This is a genomic window from Caballeronia sp. BR00000012568055 (assembly GCF_029439455.1).
GTDB lineage: Bacteria > Pseudomonadota > Gammaproteobacteria > Burkholderiales > Burkholderiaceae > Caballeronia.
The window spans coordinates 1-16,262 of sequence record NZ_JAQFVG010000324.1 but is presented as its reverse complement, the minus strand read 5'-3'; the positions used below and the strand labels follow the sequence as shown (position 1 = coordinate 16,262).

Sequence of the window (16,262 nt, the reverse complement as noted above, 5' to 3'; positions counted from 1 at the left end):
TCCGGAACGGCTTCATCGCGCTTTCATTTCGCATTCGAAACGGCGACGAACTTATTCAGGTAAGCGTGCATTTAACAGGCGGCGTACACTGCTTTGCGTTCTATCCGGCCGAGACAGGGCCGGTGTGTTTATTGCTCGACTGCATCGCAAGACGAGACTTGCAATCAAACCAACGGGAGATCACGGCGATGGCCTGGACGCGAGAACAACGAAACGTCACGATTGCCGCGTACCTGGGCTGGACCCTGGACGCGTTCGACTTCTTCCTGATGGTCTTTATCCTCAAAGACATCGCTGCCGAGTTCAACACGAAGATTCCTGCCGTCGCCTTCGCCATCACGCTGACACTGGCGATGCGGCCCATCGGCGCGCTGATCTTCGGCCGGCTCGCGGACAAGTTCGGCCGCCGTCCGACGTTGATGATCAACATCGCGATTTATTCGCTGCTGGAAATGCTCTCCGGCCTGTCGCCGAATCTGACGACGCTGCTGATCCTGCGTGCGCTGTTCGGCATTGCGATGGGCGGCGAATGGGGCGTCGGTTCCGCGCTGACGATGGAAACCGTGCCGCCACACGCGCGCGGCTTCGTCTCCGGCTTGCTTCAGGCGGGTTATCCGAGCGGCTATCTGCTGGCATCGATCGTATTCGGGGTGCTTTATCAGTATGTCGGCTGGCGCGGCATGTTTTTCGTCGGCGTCGCGCCTGCTTTGCTCGTGCTCTATGTACGCGCGCACGTGCCCGAATCGCCCGCATGGCGCGTGATGGAGAAACGCAAGCGGCCCGGTCTGCTCGCCACGCTCAAAAAGAATTGGACCTTGTCGCTCTACGCCATCGTGCTGATGACGGCGTTCAATTTCTTCTCGCACGGCACGCAGGATTTGTATCCGACTTTCCTGCGCGAGCAGCATCACTTCGAGCCGCATACGGTGTCGATCATTACGATTGTGCTGAACGTCGGCGCGATCGTCGGCGGGCTGTTTTTCGGCTCGCTTTCGGAGAAGATCGGTCGGCGCGTGGCGATTTTCATCGCGGCGCTGATCGCGTTGCCGGTGTTGTACCTATGGGCTTTTTCGACAGGACCGGTCATGCTCGCCGTGGGCGCGTTTCTGATGCAGATTTCGGTGCAAGGCGCGTGGGGTGTGATTCCGGTGCATCTGAACGAAATCTCGCCGGATGAGATTCGCGCAACATTCCCTGGGCTGGTGTATCAGCTCGGCAATCTTTTTGCGGCAGTGAACGCCACGCTTCAGGCATCGATTGCCGATAAACACAACGATAACTACGGCATGGCAATGGCGATCGTCGCGGGAACCGTCGCGGTGGTGATCGCGGCGCTGATCTTCTTTAGCCGGGAGCGGCGCGGGGTGGATCTGACGCAATCGGCGGAGCAGGTCAGCGCGACGGGATAGAGACTGGCCGATATGACCGGCACACCTCGTGCTTCGTCGTTGGAATGGCCGCTACTCCGGAGTTCGTGATGCCCGCGCTCTACGTCATCGCATTTCTCCTCGCATTGGTACTTATCGCCGGTGTACTCGCATTCGTTCGAGCGCCGGCTCTGGCGTGGTTCGCGGCGCTCGCAATCTGGGTCGCCGCGGGCCCGGCGCTGAACATCGTTTCGATGGCCGTGGCAACCATCCTCGCCATCGTCTTCGTACTCCCGCCTCTGCTGCTCGCGATCAAACCGCTGCGCCGCGTGCTGATATCGAAACGCATCTTCGCGATGTTTCGAAATATGCTGCCGCAGATGTCCTCCACCGAGCGCGATGCCATCGAAGCCGGCACGGTCTGTGGGACGCCGATCTCTTCTCCGGTCGCCCGAATTGGGACTCACTGCTCGCACACGGCGCGCCAAAGCTCACGCCCGAAGAACAGTCGTTCATCGATCACGAATGCGCGCAGCTTTGCGATTTGTCGAACGACTGGGACACCACCGCCATCTGGCAAGACCTTTCGCCCGAAGCGTGGTCGTACATCAAGGAACATGGCTTTTTGGGCATGATCATTCCGAAGGAGTACGGCGGAAAAGCGTTCTCCGCCTACGCTCATTCGCAGGTCATCATGAAGCTGGCGACGCATTCGTCGGCGGCTGCGGTTTCGGTGATGGTGCCGAACTCGCTCGGTCCTGCCGAATTGCTGCTTCATTACGGCACCGAAGATCAGAAGCATCACTATCTGCCGAGGCTTGCGCGCGGCGAAGAAATCCCCTGCTTCGCGTTGACGAGTCCGTATGCCGGATCGGATGCCGCCGCGATTCCCGATGTCGGCATCGCCTGCAAAGGGATGTTCGAGGGCCGCGAAACGCTCGGCTTTCGCGTGACGTGGGACAAACGCTACATCACGCTCGGGCCGATCGCCACGGTGCTCGGGCTCGCCTTCCGCGCGCTCGATCCCGATCACTTGCTGGGCGATGACGACGCGCCCGGCATCACCTGCGCGCTGATCCCGACCACGCATCCCGGCGTGCATATCGGCCGACGTCACTGGCCGCTGAACGCGGTGTTCCAGAACGGCCCGAATCACGGCAAGGACGTCTTCGTGCCGATGGAATGGATCATCGGCGGACGCGCGCAAGTGGGAAACGGTTGGCGCATGTTGATGGAATGCCTCGCGGCAGGACGCGCGATTTCGCTGCCGTCATCGAATGTCGGCATGGCGAAACTCGCGGTGCGCGGCACGGGCGCGTATGCCGCCGCGCGCCGTCAGTTCCGCACGTCGATCGGACGCTTCGAGGGCATTCAGGAAGCGCTTGGCCGCATGGGCGGCAATCTCTATGTGATGGACGCCGCGCGCCGACTGTCCGCGCAGGCGGTCGATCTGGGCGAAAAGCCATCGGTCATTTCGGGCATCGCGAAATATCACATCACGGAGCGCGCGCGCAAAGTCGTCAATGACGCGATGGACGTGGTCGCGGGCAAAGGCATCTGCATGGGACCGTCGAATTTTCTGGCGCGCGCCTATCAGCAGATGCCGATCTCGATCACCGTCGAAGGCGCGAACATTCTCACGCGCTGCCTGATCATCTTCGGGCAAGGCGCGATCCGCTGTCATCCCTATGTGCTGAAGGAAATGGCGGCGACGCGCGATAACGACCTGCGCGCCTTCGACGACGCCTTCTTCGGCCACGCCGCGTTTCTAGTCTCGAACGCGGTGCGCAGTCTGGTCTATGCATTCGGCGGCAGCGTGCTGATCCGCCCGCCAACACGCGCCGACGCGCGTCTTGCGCCCTACTACCGCGCCGCCACGCGCCTGTCGAGCGCCTTCGCGCTGTTCGCGGATGTGTCGATGCTCACGCTCGGCGGAGAGTTGAAGCGCCGCGAACGGCTGTCCGCGCGGCTCGGCGACATTCTCTCGCAGCTCTATCTGATTTCCGCGACGCTCAAGCGCTTCGAGGACGATGGCCGTCCCGAGGCGGATTTGGCGTTGGTGCGCTGGGGTATCGAAGATGCGCTGGTGCAGGCGCGTCTCGCCTTCGAAGGCTTACTCGCGAACTATCCGCATCGCGGGGCGGGGGCGCTGCTGCGCGCGCTGGCGTTTCCGTTCGGCATGACGCACGTGCCGAGCACCGATGCACTCGGCAGCGAGGTCGCGCTCGTCATGCAGACGCCGGGTGAAACACGCGATCGCCTGCTGGCGGGTTCGCACGTCTCGTCGCTGAAGGCCGATCCGATCGGCGGTCTGGAGAAGCTGCTCGCGCTAACGCCTGCGCTGGGCGCGCTTGAATCGCGTCTGCGCGAGTCGAAACTGGCGCTGCCGGCAAGTCCCGACGAATGGGACGCGTGGGCGCAAAGTGCCGTCGAACAAGGATCGATCGATGCAGACGAGCACGCGCTTCTGCTCGAATGGGCCGCGCTCGCCCGCGATGCCGTGAAAGTCGATGATTTTTCCGCAGACTTCGGTATCCTCGAAGCATTGCAACGGCGCAGCGCCGCGCTCGAGGGCGAAATGCCCGAGATCGTCGCGTGAGCCATGCTTCTGATTCGAGGACCGACGTCATTCGATGAAAGACCGCTATCTCGACTTCGTCAATTCGCCCTTCGGCACCCGCATCGCGCGCACGCTCGGTCTGCCGAAACCCGACGTGCTGCGTCGCCATCGCGCGGATCAGGCCGAATTCGGCGGCATGGCCGCGATCGGCGCGGGTCCGTCGCCTGGCTTGTTCGATACGCTCGTCGCCGTGTTGTCCGGCATCGGCATCACAGGCGTGGCGCATGACAGCGCGCCGGACTGGTTGCCGTGCGCCGCGCGTCACGGCGCGATGAGCGGCCGCTTCGAGCCTCGCTCGAATACCGGCGACACGCATCCCGGCGACCGCGTTCAAGCCTTGATTTTCGATGCCACCGGCATCACGCAAAGCGCCGAGCTTCATTCGCTCTATCACTTTTTTCACGATGCGATCCGCTCGGTCGCAAAAAGCGGCCGCATCGTCGTATTTGGACGCGCGCCTTCGCGGCTCACCGATCCGCACGCCGCCACCGCGCAGCGCGCGCTCGAAGGTCTGACGCGCTCGCTGGGCAAAGAGGCGCGTGGCGGCATCACATCGAATCTGCTGCGCGTCGAGGATGGCGCGCAGATCGAAGGCGCGCTGCGGTTCTTCCTGTCGCCGCGTTCGGCTTATGTGTCGGGACAAGTCGTGCATATCGGCGTCGGCGCGGCTGAGTCAGGCGCGCCGCCAGGCTGGAGCAAACCGCTCGATGGCAAGCGCGCACTGGTGACGGGCGCGGCGCGTGGTATCGGCGCGGCGATCGCGAAGGTGTTGGCGGGGCGCGGCGCGATCGTCACCGGACTCGACGTCGAAGCCGCCCGCGACGCGCTCGATCAAACCATGTTGTCGATCGAAGATCTCGCGCCTTCGAACGGCGCGCATGCCGCGCTGATCGCGGATATCGCCGCGCCCGAAGCGCCCGATGAAATCGTGGCGGCGCTCGCGCTGTCGGGCGGTATCGATATCGTCGTGCACAACGCGGGCATCACGCGCGACAAGACGATTGCGCGCATGAGCGATGACATGTGGGCCAGCGTCATCGATATCAATCTGCTCGCGCAGGAACGTATCGATGATGCCTTGCTCGCCAAAAACGTTTTGCGCGATGGCGGGCGCATCGTCGCGGTATCGTCGATCAGCGGGATTGCGGGCAATCGCGGGCAGACGAATTACGCGACGTCCAAGGCGGGCGTGATCGGGCGCGTGGAAAGCATGGCGTCCGTTTTGAAGGCGCGCGGCATCACCATCAATGCGGTCGCGCCAGGTTTCATCGAAACGCATATGACCGCGCGGATGCCGCTCGGCGTGCGCGAAGCCGGACGCCGCCTCAATTCGCTCGGGCAAGGCGGCCTGCCCGTCGATGTCGCCGAGACCGTCGCGTGGCTCGCGAGTCCGGGCAGCGCGGGCGTCACGGGCAATATCGTGCGCGTGTGCGGCCAAAGCCTGATCGGAGCCTGACGACGATGCACGCACCCACGATGCCACGCGCCCGCACCGTCGTCATCGAAGAATTGCCGCCGCCCGCCAAGCTCTACGGGCGCGCGCTGCCCGGATTGTTCCGGCGGCATCGCGCGGCGGAGTTGCCCGCGCTGCGGCTGATCCGTCCGAACGTGAAGCTCGACGCCGAACATATCGGCCGATACGCCCGCGTCTGCGGTTTCATTCCCGAGCATGGCGTGCCGCTCACGTTCCCGCACGTGCTCGCGTTTCCGCTGCATCTGATGATGCTCACCGATCCGTCGTTTCCGTGGTCGGCGCTAGGCGTCGTGCATCTGTCGAATCGCGTGCATCTGCGGCAGCCGCTGGCGGCGGGACAGGCGTTGCGGATCGAAGTGGAATGCGGGCCGCTGGTGCCGCATCAGAAGGGACAGGCGTTCACGTTGCACACGCGGATTTATCGGCGCGGCGAAGCGGTCTGGGATGGCGACAGCGTGTATCTGAAGCGCGGCGTGCGCAGCGAAAGCATCGCGACTGTGCCCGAAGTCGCTGAAGCACACGTACCGCTGCTCGCCCGCGAAGCGCGCTGGCAACTTCCCGCGCAACTCGGACGCGATTACGCCAAGGCATCCGGCGACTTCAATCCGATCCATCTGCACACGCTGAGCGCGAAAGCCTTCGGTTTTCCGCGCGCGATTGCGCATGGCATGTGGACGCTGGCGCGCACGCTCGCGGCGCTGCATCCGTCGAAGGCACTCGCATCCGGTCAGGCGCACGGCGACTTCAAACTCCCGCTTTACCTTCCCGGCGATGCCACCCTCTGGAGCGCCGCGCCCTCGCCGACCGCACGCGATTTCGAAGTGCGCGATGAAGCCGGCGACCGGCCGCATTTGCGCGGTCAGTTCGAATGGGAGCTGCCATGAACGCCGTACGACGCGTCGCCATTATCGGCAGCAACCGGATTCCGTTCGCGCGCTCGAACACGGCGTACGCGACGGCATCGAATCAGGACATGCTGAGCTTCGCGCTGCAAGGTCTGATCGATCGATACGCGCTGCATGGACTGAAGCTCGGCGAAGTCGCGGCGGGCGCGGTCATCAAGCATTCGCGCGATTTCAATCTGACGCGCGAGGCGGCGCTATCGACCACGCTCGCGAAGGAAACGCCCGCCTACGATGTGCAGCAGGCGTGCGGCACATCGCTCGAATCGGTGATTCTGGTCGGCAACAAGATTGCGCTCGGGCAGATCGATGTGGGTATCGCGGGCGGCGTGGATACGGCGTCGGATGCGCCGATCGGCGTGAACGAGCGCATGCGCAAGATTCTGCTCGAAGCGAATCGCAGCCGCTCGGCGGGACAGCGCGTCGGCGCGTTGGCGAAGCTGCGGCCCGGCATGTTCTTCCGGCCCGCGTTGCCGCGCAATGCCGAACCGCGCACGGGTTTGTCGATGGGCGAACATTGCGAATTGATGGCCAAGCGCTGGAAGATTTCACGCGAAGCACAGGACGCGCTGGCGCAGGAAAGCCATATCAAACTGGCATCGGCATTCGGGCGCGGCTTCTTCAACGATCTGATGACGCCGTATAAAGGCCTCTCGCGCGATAACAACTTGCGGCCCGATGTATCGCTCGATCAGTTGGCGAAGCTCAGGCCCGTGTTCGATCGCGACGCGGGCACGCTCACCGCAGGCAATTCGACGCCACTCACCGATGGCGCTTCGGCGGTGTTGCTGGCATCGGAAGAATGGGCGGCGCAGCGCGGCTTGCCGGTGCTCGCGTGGCTCACGTATTCCGCGACCGCCGCCGTCGATTATTTCGACAAGCGCGAAGGCCTGCTGATGGCCCCCGCCTACGCCGTTCCATCGATGCTCGCGCGCGCAGGCCTCACTTTGCAGGACTTCGATTTCTACGAGATTCACGAAGCCTTCGCCGCGCAAGTGCTTTGCACGCTCGCCGCGTGGGAAGACGACGAATACTGCCGAGCCACGCTCGGCCTGAACGCGCGGCTCGGTTCCATCGATCGCGCGCGGCTGAACGTGAATGGCAGTTCGCTGGCGACGGGACATCCGTTTGCGGCGACGGGCGCGCGTATCGTCGGGACGCTGGCGAAGATGTTATCGAACGCGCCCGCACGCAGCGACGGCAAACCGTTGCGCGGGCTGATATCGATTTGCGCGGCGGGCGGACAAGGCGTCGTCGCGATACTTGAGCGTTAATCAGCAGAACAAAAGATAAGGCGCGCGCACACGAGGCGACGCCAACGGAGACAAGCATGAAGCCCGCTGCACAGGGACAGGCCGCGCCGCGCGTGAGCCTGTCGCCGCACGCGACCGATGGCGTCTGGTACGCGTCGTATCCGCCGAACGTCGCGCATGAAATCGATCCGTCGCGCTGGCGCTCGCTGGTGCATTACTTCGATGACTGCATCGCGCGCTTTCGTCTCGGCGGACACGTCGCGTTCGCGAGTCTCGGCTCGAATATGAGCTTCGATACGCTCGGACAGAAGGCGCACGCATTCGCATCGTATTTGCAGGAAGTGGGCGTGAAACCCGGCGATCGTATTGCGCTGATGATGCCGAACACGCTCGCTTATCCCGTCACGCTGTTCGGCGCGCTGATCGCGGGCGCGACGGTGGTGAACGTGAACCCGCTCTACACGGTGCGAGAACTCGGCGTGCAGTTGAAGGATTGCGGCGCGCAAAGCATCGTCGTATTCGATGTGTTCGCGAAGACGCTTGAAGATGCGCGCCCCGGCACGCGCATTCATCACGTGATCGTGACCGGCCTGGGCGACTTGCTCGGCGATGGCATCAACGTGAAGGGACGCGCGCTCGATTTGTTTATGCGTCACGTGAAAAAACGCGTGCCCGCATACTCGATTCCCGATGCCGTCACGCTGAATCAGGCACTCGCACGCGGCGCGCGGCGCAAGTTCGAACCGGTGCGCGTCGGACACGGCGATATCGCATTTATTCAGTACACCGGCGGAACCACGGGCGTGCCCAAAGGCGCGATGCTTACGCATCGCAATGTCATCGCCAATGTGATGCAGGCGCTGGCATGGGCGCGCGGCGTGCTTGTCGATGAGCAAGAAACAGTCGTGACGCCGCTGCCGCTTTATCACATCTATTCGCTGACGGTAAACGCGCTGGTATGTCTGGGTATCGGCGCGCGCAATGTGCTGATCGTGAATCCGCGCGATATTCGCGCTGTGTTGCGCACGTTGAAGCACGAGTCGTTCACCGCGATTACCGCATTGAATACGCTCTACAGCGCCCTGCTCGATCACGATGAATTCCGTCAGCGCGATTTCTCCGCGCTTAAGCTCGCGATGGCGGGCGGCATGGCGACGCAACGCGCTATCGCGGAGCGCTTCGAAAAAGTGACGGGACGCGGCATCGTCGAAGGATATGGGCTGACGGAATGTTCGCCGCTGGTCTGCGCCACTCCGCTGCGCGCCGATGGCAAGGTCACATTCGAAGGCAATATCGGCCTTCCCGTTCCTTCCACGCTCGTGCGCCTGAAACGTGACGACGGACAATGGGCCAATTTCGACGAACCGGGCGAACTCTGCGTGCAAGGTCCGCAAGTGATGAAAGGCTACTGGAACCGCCCCGACGACACCGCGAAAGCCATCGATGCACAAGGCTGGTTCGCCACCGGCGATATCGGCGTGATGGATGCGCGCGGCTTTATTCGCCTGATCGATCGCAAGAAGGACATGATGATCGTGTCCGGCTTCAACGTGTATCCGAACGAGATCGAGGACGTGCTCGCGGCGCATCCGAAAGTGCGCGCGGTCGCGGCGGTCGGCATGCCGGATGCTGTGACCGGCGAACGCGTGAAAGTGTTCATCGTCAAACGGGATGATTCACTGACGATGGAAGAGTTGCTCGCCTTCGCCCGTTTACACCTCACCGGTTATAAGGTGCCCACTGCCGTCGAGTTCCGCGATGCCTTGCCGCTGACATCCATCGGCAAAGTGCTGAGACGAGAATTGCGGGATTCGTGATTCACTCATCGGGAGGAGCCGCATGCTGCGTGCTGCGTTGCTGATTCTGTGCTGCTGCATGTGTATCGGACGCGCGCAGGCGCAGGATCTCGCCACGCTGTCCATCGACGAACAAGTGCGTTGGTTGGCAAACGCAGCCGAAACCGGCGCGCTAGAAAACCTCGACGACGATCAACTCACTCCGCTCTTTCGCTCGCTCGATCCGCTGACGGTGCCGCGATATCTCGAAGCAGGCCAGCATCAGTACGCATCGTGCGAATTCACCATGCGGCGACGCGAGCGCATCAAGGGCAAGTGGCCGAAGCGCGAAGATCATATGCTGGTGCGCGTCACGCGCGACCCGCTGCGCATCTACGCCAAATGGCTGCCCGATGGCGCGCATGCGGGCCAGGAAGTCATTTACGACGATTCGAAACGGCCCGACGAACTGTACGGCCATCTCGGCGGTTTTCTCGGCGTCGTGCCACTATGGGCTTCGGTGAACGGGACGCTTGCGCGCGCGCAGTCGAATCATTCGATCCGCGAACTCAATGTCGAATCGATCACGCAGCGCTTTCTGGCCGAAGGCAGGAAGTTTGCGGAAGCGGGCATCACGAAGCCATCGAGCATCGACGTAAAGACATTCGATGGCGTGCGCGTGGTCGCCTTCACCTATGACACGCCGACCGGCCAGCCCGCGTTTTACGCCAAGCGCGAAATTCTCGGACTGGACTTGCGGCGTCCGCTGCTGCGCACGGTCGAATCGTTCGATAACGACGGTGAGATTTTCGAGAGCGTGGTGTTCGAGCGTATCGAAGAGAAGCCTTTCGACGATCTGACCTTCGATCCGCGCAATCCGGAGTACCGGTTTTAGCGCGTTTTTTGATGGCGACATACGGTGTGACATGCGGTGTAACAACTGCGCACCCGACGCGCGCCAGGTTTTAAGTTTCGCCTAAGACTCGGCCGATAACCTGCTCCGCACTCCATCGACATCAAGGCGGACCGTTCCAACCGAGGCACACCGCGCATCGTCATGTAAAACAAGGGCTTGACCATGAAAATCCGTCCGGTAATCAAACGGCTTCTGAGCCATCACGAAATCGCCACGCTGCTGCTTTTGTTGCACGCGCCGATCGACGCCATGGCGGCCACGCCTGATGTGGCGTCGCTGCAGGAATACGGCTATGTCGAGATCGTGTCGCCGGACGCGAGCCGCCCGCAAATCCGCCTCACCGACGACGGCAATGCCGTGCTGCGCGGTCTGGGCATCAAGCCATCCTCTAATTAACCGTAATCGCGTATTCAACAAACTCTGTAATAATCGGTCGATATCTTTCGCCACCGGTTAAAGGAGTGATACGCGATGTCCGCCATTGAACCCATCGTTCAACGTGTGCTGCTGACCAATGACGACGGTATCGACGCGCCCGGGTTGGCCGTGCTCGAAGCCGTTGCCGCCGAACTCGCGCACGAAGTCTGGGTGGTCGCGCCCGAGCACGATCAGAGCGGAACATCGCATTCCATCAGTCTGCATTCGCCGCTGCGCGTATCGCGTCAGGGCGAGCGGCGCTTCGGCGTGCAAGGCACGCCCGGCGACTGCGTGGTGATGGCCGCGCGGCACCTCATGAAAGACGCGCCGCCGACGCTGGTGCTGTCGGGCATCAATCGCGGTGCGAATCTCGGTGTCGAGACCATGTTCTCCGGCACGGTCGGCGCGGCAATGACTGGCTTGCTGCTGGGCTTGCCATCGATTGCGCTGAGTCAGACCTTCTCCGATCGCGATAACGTCCGCTGGGACACCGCGCGTGCGCTCGCGCCGGGCGTGATCCGCCGCCTGCTCGCCGTGTCGCACGATGCCCCGACTTGCCTCAACGTCAACTTCCCCGATTGCGATGCGTTCGATGCCGGTCCGCTGACCGTCACGCGTCAGGGCGTGGGACTGGTGGAAGGTATCGACGTGGTGACGAATGTCGATCCGCGCGGCATCGAATATCACTGGCTGCGATTTCAGCGCGGTCCGCGCGAGAATGCGCCCGATAGCGAAACGGCCGTGGTCGCGTCGAAACGTGTCTCGGTGACGCCGCTGCATTTCGATCGCACGGACGAGCGCACGTTCGCTACACTCGAAGCTGGCCTGCGCTGATTATTCAAACGATAAGACGGAGACAAATCTATGACCGGTTTCATCGGCCAGCGACTGGCCATCGGCGCGCTGCTCGCATTAGCGGCAAGTAGCGCGTTCGCTCAGGCGACGCCCGCAGGCAAGTGGCAAACCATCGACGATGCTTCGGGCCAGCCGAAAGCGATCATCGAAATCGCCGACGATGGCAGCGGGCAGTTGTCGGGCAAGATTATTCGGGGTATCGGCAAGCTGGATCAGCCGGAGAAACGCTGCACGGCTTGCAAGGACGAACGCAAGGATCAGTTGCTCAAAGGCATGACGATCATCACCGGCATGCGCCAGAGTGGCGATGTCTGGGATGGCGGCCAGATTCTCGATCCCGAGAACGGCAAGCTCTACAAATGCAAGATGACGCTGGAAGACGGCGGGCAGAAACTGGTGGTGCGCGGGTATATCGGCGTATCGCTGCTCGGGCGCTCGCAGACCTGGATTCGCGAACAGTAACGGGAACAGTATCGCCGTAAAAAAAGCCGACCGAAGATTTGCATCTTCGGTCGGCTTTTCATCGTGCAGCTTCGAATAAGTTTTTACGCCGCGCGGCGCGCCGGTTCCGCAGCTTCGTTCACGCTCGCATTTCCGGCGGCGGCGACGCCCGCCACGTTGCCATAAGTCTCGGCAGCGGCGATAAACGGCAAATCGCTCGGCACGCGCATGCGCGACGTCATCAGCGCATACAGCGATTCACCCGCCGGCCCGAACAACTGCGTCATCACACGCAAGAGCACGCCGGTCTCATGCCACGTCTTGAAGCGCCGATGGCACGTCTGATACGACGGATATTTGCGCGGCAGTGTAGACCACGACGCGCCGCTATACATCACCCAGAGCACGCCGTTGAGCACGGCGCGGGTATTCGCGAGCGGCCGTCCGCGCAATTCCGAACGCGGACGCAGTGCGGGCAAAAGCGGCGCGACCATCTGCCATTCTTCGTCGGTCATATCGCGGTAGGGTTTCACTATTCTTTCTCCATTTGAGTACCCGGTCACGATACCGAGTGCACCAAATCGGGGAAATAAGAGTGCTCCGAATCTTGAAAATGTCGGCAAAGCCTTATGCCGATTGAAGAAATACAGTTTTTTGATTCTCGTTAAGTTTTGTTGCCGCTAAGTCAACGAGATATCCGCCATGCGGCGCGGCGCTTCCAGATATTCCTTCGACTGCATCTCGATAATGCGCGACACGGTCCGCGCAAACTCGTTCGCCATCGGTCCTTCCACGTACAGCTCCTCGGCCGGCACCGCCGCCGACATCAGCAGCTTGACCTTGTGGTCGTAGAACACGTCGATGAGCCACGTAAAGCGGCGCGCTTCGGAGGCCATGCGCGGCGTCATTTGCGGGACATCGGAGAGAATGACCGCGTGGAAACGCGTCGAGAGTTCGAGATAGTCGTTCTGCGAACGCGGACCACCGCATAAGGTCGCGAAGTCGAACCAGACGACGCCATTCGCTTTGCGCAGCGCCTTGATCTCGCGCTTTTCGATATGCAGAATCGGGCTTTCGTCCGGCACGGCGGCGAGCTTGGCGAAGTCCGCGCGCAAGGCTTCGTTCGCGCCAGCGCCCAGCGGCGTGTGATACGCCTTCACTTGCGAGAGCGTCTGACGCCGATAATCCGTGCCTGCATCGACATTCAGGACGTCTAGATTGTCTTGCAGCAGTTGAATGGCCGGCAGCAACCGATCGCGATGCAAACCATCCGGATACAGCGTGGTCGGCTCGTAATTGGACGTCATCACGAACTGCACGCCATTCTTGAACATGCGGTCCAGCAGGCGATACAGAATCATCGCATCGGCGATATCGCTGACGTGGAACTCGTCGAAGCAAATCAGCCTATATCGCTTGGCGATGCGTTTCGCCAGCTCATCGAGCGGATCGGCCTGTCCTTTCAGCTCTTCCAATTCACGATGCACCTCACGCATGAACTCGTGAAAATGCAGCCGCGTCTTGCGCGTCACCGGCACCACGGCATAGAAGCTGTCCATCAGAAAGCTCTTGCCGCGCCCCACGCCGCCCCACATATACACGCCACGCGGCGGATCGGGACGCACCAGAAACTTCTTCAGCGCGTTCGAGCGGCGCGCCTTGTACGCGACCCATTCCTCGTAGCACTGCTGAAGGCGTGCGACCGCCGCGAGCTGCGCCTCGTCCGATTGATAGCCCCGCGTGCGCAGTTCGTTTTCGTAGTATTCGGTGACGTTCATGATCTTGTGAATGACAAAGGCGAGCGGTGTGATCCGCTCGCCTTCGTTTTTGCGATGCTGATTGCCCGAAGCCGAGCTTGCTTACATATTCAACGCACGCTTATCGACCGCGAGCGCTGCTTCACGCATCACTTCCGACAGCGACGGATGCGGATGGCAAATACGGCCGATATCTTCCGACGCCGCCTTGAACTCCATCGCCACCACCGCTTCCGCGATCAGATCCGACGCGTCCGCCGCGATGATATGCACGCCGAGAATCTCATCGGTCTTGGCATCCGCGATCATCTTGACGAAGCCTTCAGCCTTGCCGATACCCAATGCGCGGCCATTGGCCATCATCGGGAACTGGCCGGTCTTGATCTCACGGCCTTCGGCCTTGAGCTGCTGTTCCGTCTTGCCGACCCACGCGATTTCCGGTTCCGTGTAAATGACCCACGGCACGCAGTTGTAGTCGATATGCGGCTTCTGACCGTCGATGATTTCCGCCACTGCCACGCCTTCGTCTTCCGCCTTGTGGGCGAGCATCGGGCCGCGCACCACGTCGCCGATGGCGTACACGCCCGGCACGCTTGTCGCGCAATGATCGTCCACGTCGATGAAACCGCGCTCGTTCGCCTTCAGGCCGATGCTTTCCAGACCGAGGTTATCGGTGTTCGGCACGCGTCCGATCGACACGATCAGACGATCCGCTTCCAGCGTCTGCGCATTACCGGCGTTGTCCGTATAAGCGATGGAAACACCGTTGTCCGACGTCTGCACTTCGCCGATCTTGACGCCGAGGTGAATATCCAGACCTTGCTTCTTGAACTGCTTGGCGGCTTCCTTCGCCAGCGATTCATCCGCCGCGCCGAGGAATTGCGGCAGCGCTTCGAGCACGGTCACATCCGCGCCCAGACGACGCCACACCGAGCCGAGTTCCAGACCGATCACGCCCGCGCCGATCACGGCGAGCTTCTTCGGCACGGCATCGAAGGACAATGCGCCTTCGTTATCCGCGACGATTCGGTTATCGACCGGAATATTCGGCAGATGGCGCGCCTTCGAACCCGTCGCGATGATCACGTTCTTCGCGGTCACCGTTTCAGCTTCGCCTTCGCCCGACACTTCGATCTGCACGCCCGACGCATTCTTGCCGGTGAACTTGCCATGACCCTTGAGCCAGGTGATCTTGTTCTTGCGGAACAGGAACTCGATACCCTTGGTCATCTTCTCGACGATGCCGTCCTTGCGCGCCAGCATCTTCGACACATCGAGCTTCACGTCCGACACGCTGATCCCGTGATCGGCCAGATGCTTCGACGCATTCTCGAATTCTTCCGACGACGCCAGCAGCGCCTTCGACGGAATGCAGCCCACGTTCAGACACGTGCCGCCGAGCTTCAGTGCGCCTTCCGGGTTCTTCCACTTTTCGATACACGCAACCGACTTGCCGAGCTGCGCTGCGCGAATCGCCGCGATATAGCCGCCAGGGCCCGCGCCGATCACGACGACATCAAATTCTTTGGACATGACTTTCCTTTCGCATGACTGCGCTCTTGCGCAGACGCCTTCTTCAAGGCGCGCGCGAGCCTATCGCGCGCGCCCGAAGGCACTTATCGATACTTACAGGTCCAGCAGCAGACGCGCCGGATCTTCCAGCGCATCCTTCATCGCGACCAGCGACAGCACGGCTTCGCGGCCGTCGATGATGCGGTGGTCGTAGGACAGTGCGAGGTAGTTCATCGGACGGATCACGATCTGGCCGTTTTCGACCACCGCGCGTTCCTTCGTCGCGTGCACGCCGAGAATCGCCGATTGCGGCGGGTTGATGATCGGCGTCGACAGCATGGAGCCGAACACGCCGCCGTTCGAGATCGAGAACGTGCCGCCGGTCATTTCTTCGATCGACAGCTTGCCGTCCTTCGCCTTCTGGCCGAATTCGGCAATCTTCTTTTCGATGTCGGCGAGGCTCATCTGATCGGCGTTGCGCAGGATCGGCACCACCAGACCGCGCGGCGAACCGACCGCGATACCGATGTCGAAGTAGCCGTGATAGACGATATCGTTACCGTCGATCGATGCGTTCACGAGCGGGAACTTCTTAAGCGCCGCCACAGCGGCCTTCACGAAAAACGACATGAAGCCGAGCTTCACGCCGTGTTCCTTCTCGAACTTGTCCTTGTACTTGTTGCGCAGATCCATGACCGGCGCCATGTTGACTTCGTTGAACGTCGTCAAAATGGCGTTGGTTTGTTGCGATTCGAGCAGACGCTCCGCGATACGCGCGCGCAGACGCGACATCGGCACGCGTTGTTCCGGGCGGTCCTTGAGCCAGGCATCGGCGGAAGCCGGTGCGTTGACTTGCGGCAGCGACGGCTTGGCAGCCTTCGCGGGCGCAGCGGCGGGCGCCGGTGCTGCGGTCTTGGCGGCGGGAGCGCCGGCCTGAGCGGCGAGCGCATCGCCCTTGGTGATACGGCCGTCG

Annotated in this window: 13 protein-coding genes and 1 pseudogene; 10 read left to right on the top strand and 4 right to left on the bottom strand. The window is 61.9% G+C overall.

From position 1 onward, the window contains the following. Positions 1 to 188: 188 nt before the first annotated feature. From P7F28_RS26875 to P7F28_RS26830, 10 genes and pseudogenes are all read left to right on the top strand, one after another. A complete protein-coding gene (locus P7F28_RS26875) occupies positions 189 to 1,409 on the top strand; it encodes an MFS transporter (RefSeq protein WP_277187891.1) in 1,221 nt (406 codons plus the stop codon). Positions 1,410 to 1,477: 68 nt separating this feature from the next. Then, a pseudogene (locus P7F28_RS26870) lies at positions 1,478 to 3,966 on the top strand (acyl-CoA dehydrogenase). A gap of 34 nt (positions 3,967 to 4,000) precedes the next feature. Further along, positions 4,001 to 5,443: a 3-oxoacyl-ACP reductase gene (locus tag P7F28_RS26865; protein ID WP_277187890.1), complete on the top strand. Its 1,443-nt coding sequence runs from the start codon at positions 4,001 to 4,003 to the stop codon at positions 5,441 to 5,443. Positions 5,444 to 5,448: 5 nt separating this feature from the next. Beyond that, the gene (locus P7F28_RS26860; protein WP_277187889.1) at positions 5,449 to 6,345 is read left to right on the top strand and encodes a MaoC/PaaZ C-terminal domain-containing protein; all 897 of its coding nucleotides are present in this window, start codon (positions 5,449 to 5,451) and stop codon (positions 6,343 to 6,345) included. Then, positions 6,342 to 7,637, top strand: coding sequence for an acetyl-CoA C-acetyltransferase (locus P7F28_RS26855; RefSeq protein ID WP_277187888.1), 1,296 nt, complete (start codon positions 6,342 to 6,344; stop codon positions 7,635 to 7,637). The genes P7F28_RS26860 and P7F28_RS26855 overlap by 4 nt, the downstream gene beginning before the upstream one ends. Before the next feature lie 56 nt (positions 7,638 to 7,693). After that, positions 7,694 to 9,433 (top strand): AMP-binding protein, encoded by a 1,740-nt coding sequence (locus tag P7F28_RS26850; protein WP_277187887.1) that lies wholly within the window; start codon positions 7,694 to 7,696, stop codon positions 9,431 to 9,433. A gap of 58 nt (positions 9,434 to 9,491) precedes the next feature. Continuing rightward, positions 9,492 to 10,286, top strand: a complete 795-nt coding sequence (locus P7F28_RS26845; RefSeq protein ID WP_277188004.1) for a DUF1571 domain-containing protein — start codon at positions 9,492 to 9,494, stop codon at positions 10,284 to 10,286. A 183-nt stretch (positions 10,287 to 10,469) separates the two neighbouring features. Then, complete coding sequence (locus P7F28_RS26840) at positions 10,470 to 10,703, top strand: hypothetical protein (protein ID WP_277187886.1); 234 nt, start codon at positions 10,470 to 10,472, stop codon at positions 10,701 to 10,703. A 75-nt stretch (positions 10,704 to 10,778) separates the two neighbouring features. Continuing rightward, positions 10,779 to 11,558: a 5'/3'-nucleotidase SurE gene (gene surE, locus P7F28_RS26835; protein WP_277187885.1), complete on the top strand. Its 780-nt coding sequence runs from the start codon at positions 10,779 to 10,781 to the stop codon at positions 11,556 to 11,558. 30 nt (positions 11,559 to 11,588) lie between these two features. After that, on the top strand, positions 11,589 to 12,041 hold the full coding sequence (locus P7F28_RS26830) for a DUF2147 domain-containing protein (RefSeq protein WP_277187884.1): 453 nt from the start codon (positions 11,589 to 11,591) through the stop codon (positions 12,039 to 12,041). An 83-nt stretch (positions 12,042 to 12,124) separates the two neighbouring features. Here P7F28_RS26830 and P7F28_RS26825 read toward each other — a convergent pair whose 3' ends face one another. The 4 genes from P7F28_RS26825 to odhB form a co-directional block, all read right to left on the bottom strand. Continuing rightward, positions 12,125 to 12,553, bottom strand: coding sequence for a transposase (locus P7F28_RS26825; RefSeq protein ID WP_277187882.1), 429 nt, complete (start codon positions 12,551 to 12,553; stop codon positions 12,125 to 12,127). A 147-nt stretch (positions 12,554 to 12,700) separates the two neighbouring features. Further along, positions 12,701 to 13,798, bottom strand: a complete 1,098-nt coding sequence (gene zapE, locus P7F28_RS26820) for a cell division protein ZapE (protein ID WP_277187881.1) — start codon at positions 13,796 to 13,798, stop codon at positions 12,701 to 12,703. 81 nt (positions 13,799 to 13,879) lie between these two features. After that, complete coding sequence (gene lpdA, locus P7F28_RS26815) at positions 13,880 to 15,310, bottom strand: dihydrolipoyl dehydrogenase (RefSeq protein WP_277187879.1); 1,431 nt, start codon at positions 15,308 to 15,310, stop codon at positions 13,880 to 13,882. Between the two features lie 93 nt (positions 15,311 to 15,403). Next, positions 15,404 to 16,262, bottom strand: an 859-nt coding sequence (gene odhB, locus P7F28_RS26810; RefSeq protein ID WP_277187877.1) for a 2-oxoglutarate dehydrogenase complex dihydrolipoyllysine-residue succinyltransferase, incomplete at its 5' end; no start/stop codon positions are given.